Source organism: Paraburkholderia eburnea (assembly GCF_002917095.1).
Taxonomy (GTDB): domain Bacteria; phylum Pseudomonadota; class Gammaproteobacteria; order Burkholderiales; family Burkholderiaceae; genus Paraburkholderia; species Paraburkholderia eburnea.
Genome location: NZ_PQGA01000008.1, coordinates 179325 through 195146, shown reverse-complemented (window position 1 = coordinate 195146; position 15822 = coordinate 179325). Strand labels below are relative to the sequence as shown.

Annotated in this window: 13 protein-coding genes; 5 read left to right on the top strand and 8 right to left on the bottom strand. The window is 60.0% G+C overall.

The features are described from left to right. Nucleotides 1-4: 4 nt before the first annotated feature. The 7 genes from B0G62_RS16945 to B0G62_RS16915 form a co-directional block, all read right to left on the bottom strand. Nucleotides 5-3259, bottom strand: coding sequence for an efflux RND transporter permease subunit (locus tag B0G62_RS16945; RefSeq protein ID WP_244193284.1), 3255 nt, complete (start codon nt 3257-3259; stop codon nt 5-7). Nucleotides 3260-3277: 18 nt separating this feature from the next. After that, nucleotides 3278-4453 (bottom strand): efflux RND transporter periplasmic adaptor subunit, encoded by a 1176-nt coding sequence (locus B0G62_RS16940; RefSeq protein ID WP_103705365.1) that lies wholly within the window; start codon nt 4451-4453, stop codon nt 3278-3280. Nucleotides 4454-4652: 199 nt separating this feature from the next. Next, a complete protein-coding gene (locus tag B0G62_RS16935) occupies nt 4653-5648 on the bottom strand; it encodes a LysR family transcriptional regulator (protein WP_103705364.1) in 996 nt (331 codons plus the stop codon). 28 nt (nt 5649-5676) lie between these two features. After that, complete coding sequence (locus tag B0G62_RS16930; protein WP_103705363.1) at nt 5677-6378, bottom strand: gamma-glutamylcyclotransferase; 702 nt, start codon at nt 6376-6378, stop codon at nt 5677-5679. Between the two features lie 366 nt (nt 6379-6744). After that, nucleotides 6745-7110, bottom strand: a complete 366-nt coding sequence (locus B0G62_RS16925; RefSeq protein ID WP_167401294.1) for a serine hydrolase domain-containing protein — start codon at nt 7108-7110, stop codon at nt 6745-6747. Nucleotides 7111-7378: 268 nt separating this feature from the next. Further along, nucleotides 7379-7906: a CPBP family glutamic-type intramembrane protease gene (locus B0G62_RS16920; protein ID WP_103705361.1), complete on the bottom strand. Its 528-nt coding sequence runs from the start codon at nt 7904-7906 to the stop codon at nt 7379-7381. Nucleotides 7907-8310: 404 nt separating this feature from the next. Beyond that, nucleotides 8311-9057, bottom strand: a complete 747-nt coding sequence (locus tag B0G62_RS16915) for an SDR family NAD(P)-dependent oxidoreductase (RefSeq protein ID WP_103705360.1) — start codon at nt 9055-9057, stop codon at nt 8311-8313. 263 nt (nt 9058-9320) lie between these two features. Between B0G62_RS16915 and B0G62_RS16910 the strand changes: the two genes are divergently transcribed. The 5 genes from B0G62_RS16910 to B0G62_RS16890 all read left to right on the top strand — a co-directional run bounded on the left by B0G62_RS16910 (nt 9321) and on the right by B0G62_RS16890 (nt 14417). Next, a complete protein-coding gene (locus B0G62_RS16910; protein ID WP_167401293.1) occupies nt 9321-10238 on the top strand; it encodes a LysR family transcriptional regulator in 918 nt (305 codons plus the stop codon). Between the two features lie 558 nt (nt 10239-10796). Beyond that, nucleotides 10797-10982: a hypothetical protein gene (locus tag B0G62_RS32725; RefSeq protein WP_219906124.1), complete on the top strand. Its 186-nt coding sequence runs from the start codon at nt 10797-10799 to the stop codon at nt 10980-10982. Between the two features lie 1074 nt (nt 10983-12056). Continuing rightward, on the top strand, nt 12057-12803 hold the full coding sequence (locus tag B0G62_RS16900; RefSeq protein ID WP_103705358.1) for an SDR family oxidoreductase: 747 nt from the start codon (nt 12057-12059) through the stop codon (nt 12801-12803). 152 nt (nt 12804-12955) lie between these two features. Beyond that, entirely contained in the window at nt 12956-13810 is an 855-nt protein-coding gene (locus B0G62_RS16895) for a DJ-1/PfpI family protein (protein ID WP_103705438.1), read from the top strand. A gap of 124 nt (nt 13811-13934) precedes the next feature. Beyond that, the gene (locus tag B0G62_RS16890; protein WP_103705357.1) at nt 13935-14417 is read left to right on the top strand and encodes a YybH family protein; all 483 of its coding nucleotides are present in this window, start codon (nt 13935-13937) and stop codon (nt 14415-14417) included. Between the two features lie 55 nt (nt 14418-14472). Here the strand turns inward: B0G62_RS16890 and B0G62_RS16885 are convergent, their stop codons facing one another. Beyond that, nucleotides 14473-15420: a GlxA family transcriptional regulator gene (locus tag B0G62_RS16885; RefSeq protein ID WP_103705356.1), complete on the bottom strand. Its 948-nt coding sequence runs from the start codon at nt 15418-15420 to the stop codon at nt 14473-14475. Nucleotides 15421-15822 lie beyond the last annotated feature (402 nt).

Sequence of the window (15822 nt, the reverse complement as noted above, 5' to 3'; positions counted from 1 at the left end):
CTCCTTATTCGTGAGTCGCGGATTCGCGAATGGCGCGGGTCGCTGCGGACGCGGCGCGTTCGTTGTCGGGGCCGGCCTCGTGCCCGTCGGGGCCGTGAATGTGTGGGTGACGGCCGTGCTTGTCCTTGAGCGGCTTACCGCCTGCGAGCTTGCGCAGCATCACGTAGAACACCGGCGTGAGCAGCAGGCCGAAGAGCGTCACGCCCAACATGCCGAAGAACACGGCGATGCCCATGGCGCGACGCATTTCCGAGCCGGCTCCGGTCGAGATCACGAGCGGAATGACACCCATGATGAAAGCGATCGACGTCATGAGGATCGGACGCAGGCGCAGGCGGCTCGCTTCGATCGCGGCGCGCACGATCGAGCGCCCTTGCATCTCCAGTTCGCGCGCGAATTCCACGATCAGGATGGCGTTCTTCGCGGAGAGACCGACGAGCACCATCAGCCCGATCTGCGTGAAGATGTTGTTGTCGCCGCGCGTGAGCCAGACGCCAAACAGGGCCGAAAGAATGCTCATCGGCACGATCAGCAGGATGGCGAGCGGCAGCGTGAGGCTTTCGTACATGGCCGCGAGCACGAGGAACACGAGCAGCACGCTGATGGGAAACACCCACAACGCGGCGTTACCCGTGAGGATCTGCTGGTACGTGAGATCGGTCCATTCGAACTTGATGCCGCGCGGCAAGGTCTGCGCGGCAATGCGCTCGACCGCCGCCATCGCCTGACCCGACGAATAGCCGGGCGCCGGTCCGCCATTGATGTCGGCGGCGAGGTAGCCGTTGTAGCGCACCACCATTTCTGGGCCATACGTCGGCGTGACCTTCACGACCGAGGAGAGCGGCACCATCTCGCCCTTGTCGTTGCGCGTCTTCAAATCGAGGATGCTTTGCGCTGTCGCCCGAAACGGCGCGTCGGCCTGCGCGCGCACCTGGTAGACGCGGCCGAACTTGTTGAAGTCGTTCACGTAGAGCGAACCGAGATAGATCTGCATCGTGTCGAAAACGTCCGTCACCGAGATACCCAGTTGCTTCGCCTTCTCGCGGTCCAGTTGCACGTTCAGTTGCGGCACATTGATTTGATAGCTCGAAAACGCGGGTCCGAGTTCGGGCGCTTTCGCGGCCGCCGCGAGGAACGCCTGGGTGGCCTGGTTCAGCGCTTCGTAACCCAGCGCGCCGCGGTCCTCGATCTGCAGCTTGAAGCCGCCGATCGTGCCAAGCCCCTGAACCGGCGGAGGCGGAAACGTCGCGATCGCGGCGTCCTTGATGCGCGCGTATTGCGCGTTCAGCCCGCCGACGATATCGGCCGCCTTTTCGCCCTTGCCGCGCTCTTTCGAGGGATTGGTGACCGAGAACACGAGGCCGCTGCTCGACGAGTTCATGAGGCCCGTCACGGACAGGCCCGGGAACTCGGTGGTGTGCTTCACGCCGGGCTGGCGGCGCGCGATCTCGCCCATTTCGTCGACGACTTTCTCGGTGCGATCGAGCGACGCGCCGGCGGGCAACTGCAGGATGCTGACGAAGTAGTCCTTGTCCTGCGCCGGCACGAAGCCGCCGGGCACGTTCTTGCCGAGCAGCAGCGTGCCGCCGAGCAGCACGCCATAGACGACCATCATCGCGAGCTTGCGGTTGACGATACCGCTCACACCCTTGCCATAAGCTTCGGAGCCGCGCTGGAATACCTTGTTGAAGAGGTTGAAGAAAGGCCCGAAAACGTGGTCCATGGCACGCGTCAGACCGTCTTTCGGCGCGCGATGGTCCTTGAGGAGCAGCGCGGAAAGCGCGGGCGAAAGCGTGAGCGAGTTGAACGCGGAGATCACCGTCGAGATGGCGATGGTCATCGCGAACTGCTTGTAGAACTGGCCCGTCAGGCCCGACATGAACGCGAGCGGCACGAACACCGCCACGAGCGTGAGCGCGATGGCGATGATCGGGCCGCTCACTTCGCGCATCGCCTCGTATGACGCTTCGAGCGGACTCAACCCCGCCGCGATATTGCGCTCGACGTTTTCGACCACCACGATCGCGTCGTCGACGACAATGCCGATCGCGAGCACCATGCCGAACAGCGAAAGCGCGTTGATGGTGAAGCCGAACGCCAGCATCAGCGAGAACGTGCCCACGATCGATACCGGCACGGCAAGCAGCGGGATCAGCGAGGCGCGCCAGGTTTGCAGGAACACGATCACGACGATGACGACCAGCACGATGGCCTCGAACAGCGTGTGCACCACGGCGTCGATGCTCTCGCGCACGAACTGCGTCGGGTCGTAGACGATCTCGGCTTTCACGCCTTCGGGCATGTCCTTTTGCATTTCGGCCGTGAGCTTGCGGATGTCATCGGAAATCTGCAGCGAATTCGCGTTGGGCTGCTGAAAGATGATGATTTGCACAGCCTTCTTGCCGTCGATGCCCGCGCGCAGCGCGTAATCCGATGCCCCCATTTCCACGCGCGCGACATCGCCCAGATGCGTGATCGCGCCATCGGCGGAAGTCTTGAGGACGATGTTGCGGAACTCGTCTTCGCTTTTGAGGCGGCCTTGCGCATTCACGCTCAATTGCAGCGGAATATTCGTGCTCATCGGCGCGCCGCCGACGATACCGGCCGCCACCTGCACGTTCTGCTCGCGAATCGCCTTCACGACGTCGGCGGCGGTGAGGTTCTGGCGCGCAACCTTGGTGGGATCGAGCCACACGCGCATCGAATAATCGCCTGAACCCCACAGCACCACCTCGCCCACGCCCGGAACCTGCGCGAAGCGGTCCTTGATGTTGATGAGCGCATAGTTGCGCAGATACGTGAGGTCGTAGCGGTCGTTCGGCGAAACGAGATTCACGCCCATGGTGAGCGTTGGCGATGACTTGACGGTCGTGACGCCAAGGCGCTGCACGTCCTCGGGAAGCCGCGGCATGGCTTGCGACACGCGGTTCTGCACGAGCTGCTGGGCCTTGTCCGGGTCGGTGCCGAGCTTGAAGGTCACGGTCGTCGTCATGTTGCCGTCGCTGTTGGCCTGCGACTGCATGTAGAGCATGTTTTCGACGCCGTTGATCTGTTCCTCGATGGGCGCGGCAACGGTCTCCGCGATCACTTTCGGGTTGGCGCCAGGATACTGCGCGCGAACGACGACCGAAGGCGGCACGACTTCCGGATATTCGGCGGTCGGTAATTGCGTCAAGGCGATGATGCCCGCGAGGAGAATCACCACCGACAACACGGCCGCGAAAATAGGCCGGTCGATGAAGAACTTCGAGATGTTCATGATGGACTCCCGGCAGGGTTAGCTGGCCGTTTTCGCTGCGCCCGTCATGTCAACCATGTGCGGGGCGACGGTGTCGTTGGGACGCGCGCGCATGAGGCCGTTGACGACGATGCGCTCGCCTGGCTTCAGGCCCGCGCTGATCACGCGCAGGTTGTCATGCATTGCACCGAGCTTGACTTCGCGGTACTGGACCTTGTTCGAGGCGTCGACGACGAGCACGTACTTGCGTGCCTGATCGGTGCCCACGGCGGCGTCGTCGATGAGGATCGCGGGATGGGGCGCGCCACCGCCCACGCGAACGCGCGCATAGAGACCGGGCACGAGCGCGCCGTCGCTGTTTTCTAGCGTCGCGCGGACGCGAATCGTCGCCGACGTCGTATCCAGCCGGTTGTCGACCGACGTGATGACGCCCTTGCGCGAATAGCCGTCTTCGTTCGCGAGGCCGACTGCGACCGGCACCTTCGCATTGCGATCGCGGCCGAGGTACTGGAGATACGTTTGCTCGTCGACGTCGAACGACGCGTAGATCGGGGAAACCGAAACGAGCGTGGTCAGTACGGGCGCGTTGGCGGCCGCCGTCACCACGTTGCCCACGGTGAGCTCCGCGCGCGATGCGCGGCCGCTCACAGGCGCGGCCACGTTCGTATAGCCGAGGTTCACCTGTGCGGCTTCGAGCGCGGCCTGGGCGGCTTTGACGGCGGCGGCGGCTTCGCGCATTGCGTTCTGTTTCTCGTCGTAGTCGCGCTTCGCGACGGCGTCATCGGCGAGCAGACGATTGGCGCGCGCTGCATCGGTTGCGGTGTACGTTGCACGCGCCTGAGCGGCGGCGAGTTGCGCGGCCGCGCGGTCGACTTCGGCCTGGTAGGGGCGCGGGTCGATCGTGAAGAGCGGGTCGCCCTGCTTCACGAGCGCGCCGTCCTTGACGTGTACGGCGACGATCGCGCCCGACACGAGCGGCTTGACGTCCACCCGGTCAATGGCTTCGAGCCGCCCCGAATAGCTTTGCCAGTCGGTGATGGTTTGCGACAGCACGGTCGCGACGTCGACTTCGGTGGCGGTTGGCTGAGTGTCGGCAGCGTGGGCTGTAACAACGGGGCTTGCCAGATCGCCGCGGAAGTAGCCAAAACCGGCGACGGCGCCTATGACGGCCAGAGAACCTAGCGCGGCGCCGAGCCGCTTGCGATGCGCGTACATAATTTGAATTCCTAATTAATAAGAAATTACTGTGAGCGAAATCTTTGAGTTGGGGATCTGGTTCATGCCCGACGATCTTCGAAGCTCAACGCTGGGCGGCGAGCGTTGACGGGAGTATGGGCGTCGCGTTTCGGGGAATAAAGTAGGGAAACGTGGTCGCTTTGTATCTCTCGAAGCGACAATCGCTATGTGCCGATTATCAGTTCGTCATGACCGCCTGGCTGTGGGCGGCGGCGCCTTCGTACGCGCTGGAAGCGGTCATGGGCGCCGCAATCGGCGACCGCGTTGCCTGTTTGCGAAGCAGGTAACAGGCGTCGAATTGCTGTTCTATCCACTCGACGAAGACGCGCACCTGCGGTGAGAGATGGCGGCTCTGCGGATAAACCGCCCAGATCGGCAAGGGCAGAGGGCGCCAGCGGCCCAGCACTTCGACGAGATCGCCGGCACGCAAATGCCCGGAAGCGAGGAAGCGCGGAATCTGGATCAGTCCCAGCCCCTGCAATCCGCATTGGAGATAGGCGTCTGCATCATTGACGGCGAGCTTCGAATGCAAGGGGACGCGTACAGGTTTGCTTTGCTGCACGAAATCCATTTCGACGATGCGCCCGGTCCGGCTCGAAAAGTAATTGACGGCGACGTGCGACTGCAGATCACCCAATGTGTCCGGCTTGCCGTATCGCGCAAGATAGCCGGGGCTTGCGACGGTCACGAATTCGGACGCACCAATGCGTTTCGCAACGAGCGCCGAATCGGGCAAGTGACCCATACGGATCGCGCAATCCACGCCTTCCTGCACGAGATCGGCGGGTTTGTCGCTCACGCCGAGCATCAGGTCAATGTCGGGATACCGCGCGTGAAATTCGTGGAGCGCCGGAACGACGACTAGGCGGCTGAGCGAGCCAGGAAGGTCGACCTTGAGCTTGCCGCGCGGCGAAACCAGCGTGGAAAAGGAGGCCTCCGAGTCTTCGACTTCCGCGAGAATCCGCACGCAGCGTTCATAGTAGGCCGTGCCATCGGGCGTCGCGCGAACGCGCCGGGTGGTGCGATTGAGCAGGCGGACTTTCAGCCAGGACTCAAGCTGCTGAATACAGGTGGTGACGGAGGAGCGCGGCATCTGTAGCGAATCGGCCGCGGCGGAAAAGCTGTTGCACTCCACTACGCGAGTGAAGACGCGCATCGCCTGAAATTTGTCCATGGTTTATCGTCATGCCTCGAAAAGCGGCTTACTTTTCGTTCAAACAAACCAGGCGTGAGGCGGGCATTTCAATCGTACGTTGAACATCGTCCGGCATCGCAGCGACGATCGACTCGATATATGCATCGGTGAGCCGCCACGTCGTGAGCGTGGCATGGAGTTTGAAGAGATATTCGGTATTTGTGCCGAATTTCCCCGAGGCGCTGCCGATGAGGGGCGCCACGGTGTCGACGGTCGCGTCCGTGCGGAACTGCGCGCTTGACTCGTCCGCGACGAACACGATTGCCGGCGTCGCAGCGCCATTCTCGAGTTGCACCGGCGCCCATATCGGCCGGTATGATCCCAGCGCCATTTCGCGAATCCAGACGCGCCGCAATTCCTCGTTGAGCGTGGCTGTCTGTAGTTGAAACGCGAGGCCGTGCGTTGTGCCTTCGGGGCACAGCGCGAGCATCCGACCGGGTTCCGCGCTAGTCGCGCGGCCGATCGTCATGTTGAGACAAAAGCTGCGCTGCCATCCGGCGAGCGTCGCGACCCGGCATGCTTCGAATTCGATCATCGGATTCCACATCAGCGATCCGTAGGCGAATATCCACACGTGTTCTACGGGAGATGGCTTCGCACGCAGGGTGTGTCGAAGCGACGCGTCAATCTGCTCCAGTGTCCACAGCCCGGCTATCGATTCGAAATGCTGGAGGTAGCTGCCTGAGTCGATTGCGTCTTTGGTAAGCATGTCCGTCGCGTCGTGAGTGAGCCTCGTGGCAGGGAGCTGTGCGTCGAGACCACGGCCTTTCCCTGTGAATGAGCGACAGTATGGCTGCTACGGCTGACCGGATAAACATCCCGATGGGAGACGCTTTGTCCGCCCTGGCGCGACAGTCGTGCTGGCCTGGCAAGCGGACTTTGGCCTGAGCTTGTCGAACAATGCCTTTAGCTCGCAGGCGGGCGACAAACGGATGCAGAACGACCGACTCACAGGACCTGAGTTGCGCCAATGCGGGAGCAATGTTCCTGTTGCAAGCTTATTCGCCGACGTTCTCTGCCAGCCAACGAATCGCAGCATGGTTTCCTGGCAATATGTCGCGGGTAACGTCTTCCATCAGTCGCAACCCGCGATTGCTGTTAGACCACACGTGTGTGTCAGGACATGGCGCAGGGTAATGAGAGCAGACAACGGATCGTCAGGTACGACTGGCGCAATCGAACGAGAGAGCGGTTCGTCGAGATCCAGCACGCCAGCATCCACAAGCTGGAGCACAGCGTACGATACGATTGGCTTCGTTAGCGACGCCACTGGAAACACGGTGTCGACTGTAATGACATCAGCCGTGGCTTCGTCTTTCAGGCCAGTCGCGGCAGCGTCGATCGCGTCTTCGCGCACGTATGCCACGGAAGCGCCGGTTACAGCCCGGTCTGCCAGGAAGCGTTGAAGTCGGCTATCGAGCGACGAGTCACTTTCGTCCATTACGGCCTCGCACTTTGAGATTGGGCAGCGGGCTGGCCGTGACGAGTGGGAAGCTTCGAGGCCAGATTGTTGACGACTGCTGCAGGCGTGTCGAATGGCTCGTTGTGGCCGGACAGCGTCCGAACGCCGTCCGGCTCTCCTGATTAACACGTCGGTTTGCTCCGCCATATCGATGCAGTCGCTCCAATGACAGGTTCGTCCGCTTGTAGAACGGCGGGTTGTGGCCGCGCGGCGCCGTCCGCGTCGCTCAGCCGCGCGAACACCGGCCCTAATTCCGGCCCATCCACAAAATCGTGTTGTAGATGCTGTGCGTGACAAACGTCATTAGTATCGGCTTGCCGCTTTTTCTCTTTTCGATCACATACACCGCTGTAAGCAGGATTCCGGTTAGCGATAGCTTCAGCAACGCCGCACCCCCATACCCGTGCAGCGCACCAAAAATACACCCCACTGCGACGCACGATACTGTCCAGTTCGCACGCAGCAATCTACGGAATATGAAAATCCCGGAGACTTGAACGAGCAGTGTTTCTAGCAAAGGTGCTAAGAGCGAGTCGCCAAATAGCTGCATCATGTTGGAATATCCAGCCAGAGCTTGAGGCGCGAGTGACCTTTTCCCAGTAAATGCGAACAAGGCCGCGCTGATGGCGATCTGGGCGGATATTGAAAGGCATATAGCGATGGAAATGATAGCGAATCTCGCCCCAAGCGTCATCGCAAAGCTTTCGGCTCCGTATGGTCGCGCCAACCATTGTTCAATGTTCTGGTAATACTGGCGCAGGTACGTCGTTGACATGCCGAAGTTTCGTTGTTGGTGCTGTGTTAAGCGAGTACGACGGGAGACCAGGCCGTATCCAACTCAGTTCCGTTTATCCTGATCCACGACACATATACATCTCCGGGCGGTTCCTGGACAGACGGATGATTGTCGACGATCTGGATGACCAGGTCGACTGGCCGTTCCTGCCCGGGATCTGTCTCACGAGATGCATGCAGCCCCGCGAGCGACCGTTGCCTGCTCCCTGGCGAAGGCAAGGGCCGTTGCGCGGCCGATCCAGGAAAGCGCTCCGGTGACGAGTACGACAGGAGAACTATCCGTTCTCTCTACTCCTTCGAAAATCAATGCCGCACGACCCGGACACATGCGAATCGTGCGACTTCATCCGGCGCCTCAGAACGAGCCGCCCAGTGGGTTATGCATCAGGCGCTATAGCCGCCGTCAACAGGGATGATTGAACCCGTGACAAAGCTCGCGGCAGGGCTCGCGATAAATGCGACCACCGACGCGATTTCCTCGGCGCGCCCAAAACGACCGAGTGCTGTTGCTGCGGCTTGTGCCTCGGCAAACGGGCTGCTATCCGGATTCATTTCCGTATTGGTCGAGCCGGCAGCGATGGCATTAACCGTAATGCCCCTGGGACCCAGATCGCGGGCCGCACCCTTCGTATAGCCTTCGACGGCACGCTTTGTCGCACTATAGTCAGCCAGTCCGGGCCAGGTCGAACGAAGTGCAAGGGCCGAGGAGACAGAGATAATCCGGCCACCGTCGCCCATGACCTTGGCGGCTTCGCGAATTGCGGTCACCACCGCTTCGTAATTGATACGTTGTTGGCGTTCGAAGCCCGATGTGTCGATGGTTTCGGCGACGCTGCCCGTTTCGAAGACACCGGCGTTATTGACCAGAATGTCGAGCTTGCCGAAGCGCTTGACGACTTCCCCGACCAGCCCCTTGACCTCAACCGGGTTCGCCTGATCGGCCTTCAGTGCGATGGCCTTTCCACCGGATGCCTCGATCTTCCCGATGACCTCTTTCGCCCGGCCCTCACTGTTTGAATAGCTGATCACGACAATTGCGCCCTCGGAGGAAAGCTGGAGAGCGGTTGCGGCGCCAATGCCGCGTGAGCCACCCGTTACAAGGGCGATTTTTCCTGCGAGAGTTTGTGACATGTTGACTCCATCCAAAATGATTGCGTATGCATGTTCCGCATCACGACTAACCCGCGCCAGCACGGTTGCTATTGGGGCTGCCGTTGGTTTTCCGGGCGCCTGTGGCGCCTCGAGCGGGTGGGGCATACGGTTCGCTGATTTTGTCGGGTCGAGACTTGCTCCACCGCGATCTGGGTGCAGATTACGGCGCGCGTACTTGAGCGTCCAATCAATGCTTCATGGGAGTAATATCACCGGAAATGATGTGTGGCTCATTCCCTGCGATGAAAGACGTTGACCTCCATTTGATTTCGATCTTCGATGCCGTCATGACCGAGGGGTCGGTGACAAAGGCCGCTGAACGTTTGGCGATGACGCAGTCGGCTGTCAGCAATGCCATCGCTCGAATGCGCGTTGTCTGGGAAGACCCGCTATTCACAAGGTCTGGGCGCGGCATCAAGCCCTCGGCGAAGGCACAGGCGCTCTGGCGCGAGATTCAGGATCCGCTCGTGCAGATCCGCACGGCTGTCTCGCCCGTGAAGTTCGATCCGGCGACATCGACACGCGCCTTCAGGGTGGCGGTGACCGACTACCTGTCGGGCGCTCTTTGGCCCTTGCTGCGCGGACACGTTGAGAAATATGCACCCGGGGTTCGAATTCTCGCAGTGCCTTATACGAGCCAGGAAACGGGCAGGCAGCTTCGCAATAACGACGCCGACATCTGCATGGGCGGACTCCAGCCCATGGGCGGGGATATCCGGCTTCAGCGGCTCTTCATCGAAAACTGGATCTGCGCCATGCGCTCAAAACATCCGCTTGCGAATGCTGGCCTTACCGAGGAGGACTTTCTCAATGCCGATCATCTGCTCGTCTCACTCTCAGGAAGTCCGGTAGGTTTTGCTGACACCGCGCTCGAACGCCTCGGCAAACGTCGTCGGGTCGCAATGACGTTGAATAATTTCTCCGGCGTACCGGCGCTCCTGCTTGCGTCCGACCTGATCAGTGTGTTGCCCGCGGGCGTCGTACGCACGCATGCGCTCGGGAAGCAAATCCATTCGTGCGAAGTGCCCATTGAGCTTCCGCCCTTCGAATGTCAGATGGCCTGGCACACCCGGAATGATCGCGATCCCGCGCATCGGTGGATGAGAGCACTGATCACCCAGACGTGCGACCGGATCTGGAATGCTCAGGTAACGGCCTAGCCAAACCCGGCTCCATGTCTCACAACGTCCTCGGCATCGGTGCCGCGACGGACGAACCGGAGACTCGCGACGGCGATACACAGGCCACGACGCAAATCGCGAATGTCCGATCTGGTCTCAACATCGGTCACGCGAAAACGGAAACTAAACGACCGCTTCTGGCCGACTGCTGTCTCATGCTTTTCGCATGAGCCCCGTCGTCAGTCGCTGAGTAGCGACCGTCCCGGTGCGGCCCCGAGCGGTCGTCCAACTTTCGATAGTTACCAGGGTAAAGCTGCTATTCTATAAATTATTAGACAATTATATTATTAATTGGTCGACGTGTTTTCGGTGCACCTATCCTTGAAATGTAGAAAATCTACATAAATCTAGCTAGCCTGCCCATCGTGCGTGTAGCCGCTATCTTTCATCTCGCAACCGGAGTAATCATGTTTTTGCGAAGTCTGTCGGACGTCGAAAAAACCGAGTGTTTTGTTGAGTGGGGCGCAGGAACAAGTCATCGACTTTTGACTGAGCGCGATGGCTTCGGCTATACGATTTGCCATACAGTAGTTCGGGCTGGCACGGAGTGCGTCGTCTTTTACAGCAGATAGCGTCGTCCAGCGTCAATGGCGCGACGTACAGGTTATGGCCTCTCACCGTGATGTGGCGTGGGGACCAGCGATGACGGCATACGGCGACGAGCTGCTTCGATGTAAGGAGGTTGCAAGCCATAAGCTAGAAGTCGATTCGGCGGCTTTATGACATTGCAGGTCTGCTTCGGGAGGCCTTGCTTTTTCCGAAGCAGGCAAGCGGAGCGCAATGTGTCGCGTCCGGTCGCTGGCGTCCGGTGTCCTTCATGGACTAGAAGGATGACTGGTTGGGGAACCGGCTGTGCTAGCTGGGAAGACCGGCGACCAAACGCACTTCATCAAGTTTCGAACTCCAGATATGTTACTCGCGCCGGGCGGTGATAAGGACTTCGTCATTTAAGAACGGCACTTTCTCCCATGGCGGCGAGGCGCTGCTTGCGGCGCCTGGTTCCGGCGTCGGTATTGGCCGGCGTCCGCACGGAGATCTCGCGGTTGGTGTGCCTTCTTGTCTGTCGAGTGCCGTGCCAAAGGGAGTTCGGCGCTCGGTGTTTCCGCGCTTTGAACGACTCCTATCGGTAACAGAGGAGACAATCGGATGTGAGCGCCGTTGATGAACTGCACCTCCTGGTTGGGCCCGGAAGTACAAGGCCAGAGTTGCAGCGCGGGGGCGCCGACCTAGGCCGAATTCCCATAGCCGACCCGTTTGAGTCACTCAGTCAGTATGTGCGGTGGTCTGTTGTCTCATCGACATGAGACATTCGTACGCTGCACTGCAGTCACTAGCACCAGCACGCTACCTGATCAGCCTGAAAAATCCACAAATCTCTATCGGACGTCTGACGGTCCCGGGCCCTTGCGTGCGCATTTCCTGCCTGCCGGGGCAGCCGGGCGGCGCGGTGGTGCGATTCCGTGCACCGCTGTGCCTTCTTGACACGTGGCGTCTGCTGCTTTTCGGAAGCTGCATGCCCGACACGAACGCGTCGAAGTTAATAGAAAGTGAGGCTTCGCTCGGTTTCCGGGCCAGCCGCTACTCCCGCATTTTCGCGCGCGAGCACCAGTAAACCCCAAAAGGTGTGTTCGTCATCGGATTAAATTGGATGGCGCGTTTTGAGGGTTATAAGTCCTTTTAGCCTTTCAATCAAGGTTCCATAATTTGCGCAGGAATCAGGTCGGAACACGAGCACAGACGCGATTGCGCCTTGTACTTCCGGTTCGATCAATCTCGAGCAAAGAAAAGGAACCGAATATGAGGCTTAAAAGCAAGTCGGCTTTGATTACTGGCGGGACTAGCGGCATCGGTCTCGCGACAGCTAAGCTTTTCATTTCAGAAGGCGCCCGGGTAGCGGTTACCGGCCGCGACGAGGCCGCTTTTGAGCGTGTGAAGGCCGAGCTTGGCGAGAATGCGTTAGTTCTCAAGGGCGATGTGCGATCGATCGAGGACATGCGGGCGATTGCAGCTGAGATAAAAGAGAAGTTCGGCGGCCTGGATGTCGTGTTCGCCAACGCGGGCTGGGCATTTCCTTCCGCACTCAACGACATCGACGACGACCTCTACAGCGAGATCATGGACATCAACGTCAAAGGCGTGGTGTTCACGGTTCAAGCGGCGCTGCCGGTCTTGCAGGATCACTCATCAGTCATCCTGAATACGTCGTTCGTCGCCCAGACCGGCAAGCATGGCATCTCGTTGACTGCAGCGGCGAAGGCCGCCGTGCGATCGCTTGCCCGCAGTTGGTCCTACGAGTTCCTCGATCGCAAGATCCGCTTCAACGCGATCGCGCCAGGCGGCATGGAAACGCCCCTGCTCAGCAAGTGGGGGATGTCGGACGAGGATGTCCACAACTTCAAAAGCGAGTTCGCGAAGACCATCCCGGTTGGCCATCTGGGAAAGGCAGAGGACATTGCCTACGCGGCGCTCTATCTCGCCAGCGACGAATCTTCCTACGTCGTCGGCACGGAACTGATTGTCGACGGCGGCGCCTCGCAGCTCTAAGCCTGCGCTTTCCGATTCACGAACGCTATAAGTCCTTCCGGCTCATCTACACCGTGATCCCATGTCCACCACGCTTTCCTGTCGTGGTGGTTTTCAATCCGGCCCAATCTGGTTGCGCACGCGGAGGGGCCGAAGCGCAAGGAGAAATGATTTTGACCGACAGCCGCGAAAACAACGCCTCCGGAAAGCCACTCACCGGAGCAGGTCGCTCGCGCCGCGATATTCTCAAGTTCGGAAGCATCGCCACACTAGGCGCCGTGCTGGGTGGCGGAGCCCTGCTTGGCCACACCACGCCTGCTCTTGCGCAGGCAGCAAGCAAGCCAGAGCTTGCTCCGAACGACCCACTCAACATTTTGATCGTCAATTACGACGGCGGGACGCTTCTCGACTTCGCCGGCCCCAGCGAGATTTTCCACCGGTTACCAAATACCAACGTTCGCTATGCGAGCCTCAATGGGGGCAACGTGACCCTCGAATTCGGAGTCGTGTATGGAAAGACTGAACGCCTGGCCGATATCGATAATACAGACCTGATTCTGGTGCCCGGTGGGTCCGATTTGACGGCACCGATGCGGCCCGAGTATCAAGCGCAGATCCGGCGTCTGGCGGAGAGCGCCAAATATGTGACGTCGGTTTGCAATGGATCGCTGGTGCTCGCTGCGACGGGCATTCTCAAGGGTAAGCGAAGCGCCTGCCATTGGGCCTTCGTCAACAAGCTGTCCGAATATGGCGCGATTCCCGTACCGGATCGATTCGTGGAAGACGACCACGGCCGCTTCATGAGCGGCGGCGGCGTGACGGCGGGTATCGATTTCGCACTTCGCGTCGCCGCGAAACTGCGCGGCCAACAGGCCGCCGAATTCACGCAACTCGTGATTGAATACGATCCCGCTCCGCCGTTCCATTCCGGTCATCCCAGAGATGCACGGCCAGAAGTCATCGCGATGGTCGACAAAGAACTGCCCGGTGCATCCAGGGGGCTCGCACGAATTCCAGGCGTACGCTGAGATGCCCGCGGGCAATGTCTGCGAGGACTTTCACTGGTTTCGATGAAGCTGCAGCCGACATTGCTTGCCTCTCCTGCCCAATCGGGCACAGCCCCTTCAATTTAAACTGATAGGAAATCCTTAAATGCAACAGATTCGTCGTTTTGCAGGAGCCCTTGCAGCCTGCTTTTCCTTTTTTGTGTTTGCCGTGCCAGCCATTGCTGGCGGTCCGCAGCCTCAAACCGAAGCGGCCATCAAAGCAGAGAACGCGCGATGGGCGGATGCCTTTGCGCGAGGGGACTATGAGGCGATAGGCCGTCTGTATACCAACGAGGGCGCACTCCTGCCGCCCGGCGGCGGCCGGGTGAGAGGGGGCAGCGCGATTGCCGCGTACTTCACCAAGGGGTATGCCGGGGTAAAACCCGACACCGTATCGTTTAGCAATTACGAGTTCTACGGTAACGACCGGACCGTGACGGAAGTCTCGGATGCGGAAATCCGTGACCATGCTGGAAACCTCAAATACCGCGGCAAGCAGATCCTCCTCTTTCTGAACGAGGGTGGCGCGTGGAAATTGCATCGCGACATCTGGAATGATTACGCTGCCCAGAAATCCGATGGCCGTTGAGCGCCTGGTGATGTAGGTAGTCGCGTACGGCGAGTGCCGATACGGCGGCGCACGATCAGCGCGCACTGTTCCTTCTGCTCTCGCGCCGGATCGCCTGCGGAGGGTGGCCATGCAGTTTGATGAAGGCCCTCCGCATCCGTTCCGGATCAGTGAATCCCACGGCCAGAGCGATCTGTTCGATCGGTTCGCTGCCATCCTGCAGGCGCAGCCTCGCCGCTTCGACGCGCAAACGTTCGACCGCCTTGGCAGGTGTTTCGCCGGTTTCCCGGCGAAATGCCCGTCCGAACTGCCGCGGACTTAATCTTGCGGCATCGGCGAGTCGTTCCACAGGTAGCGCTTCAGCCAAATGTTCTCTCGCGAAGTTCAGGGCGATGCGGATACGATCCGATTCCGGCTCCATTTGCGACATGGCGGAAAATTGGGACTGCCCGCCCGGTCGACGATACGGAACAACCAGAAGCCTGGAAACAGCGCGCGCAACTTCCGCACCCATATCTCTTTCAATCAAGCCGAGCGCCAGGTCGACTCCGGAGGCAATGCCCGCCGACGTCCAGATGTGGCCGTCCACGACATAGATGCTATCGCTCTCGACCCGTGTGCGAGGGAAGCGAGACTGCAATAGAGCAGCGTATCGCCAGTGCGTCGTTGCTTTCAGGCCGTCCAGCAAGCCGGTTTCCGCAAGCAGAAACGCTCCCGTGCACACGCTTGCTACCCGCGAGGCCCTGGCGCCCAATTTTCTGGCAGCGGCGATGTTCTCCGATGTCTGCATCGGCTCTATATCTCCGCCGATGAAAACGACAGTGTCAAACGCACGCCTTCCGATCGGCTCGGTCTCAATCGAAAGACCCGAATTACCAGGAACCAAGCCTCCGGACTGCGAGATTACATGAAGATCATACGGGGTATGGCCAGCGGCAGTGGCCACCTGATTGAAAGCCGAAAGTGGTCCGCCAAGATCAAGGGCGTCGTGGCCGCGGCAAACGAAAAATCCAATTCGATGCATGACGAAGTACTGAGCCGAAGACCATGGAACGGCGTATTTTACAGAAAACCCTCGAATAGCGCCCTACGGACTAAAGTGAGGGGAAATTCATTTTCGCCCTCATCGACCAGCCGTACAGCCAATGTTAGTGACGGCGCAGGCAACGCATCGGCATCGAAGAGATGGACGTTCATTCCGCAGCCACTATCTCGCGCATATTGGCTGCAAAAGGCACACGAACTGCCATTCGACAACTGTACCGACGTGTCGCTTTTTGGCGAAGCCCGGTCGGAAAACGAGTCGGCGGCGTGGTTAGCCGTCGCTCCGTTGCCGTTCGGCAGCAGCCGACCCACAAGGGACGGTGACCGCAGCGGGAAGCGGTCATTCAAATCGCCTGTGCGATACTTCCGATTTAAACTTGGC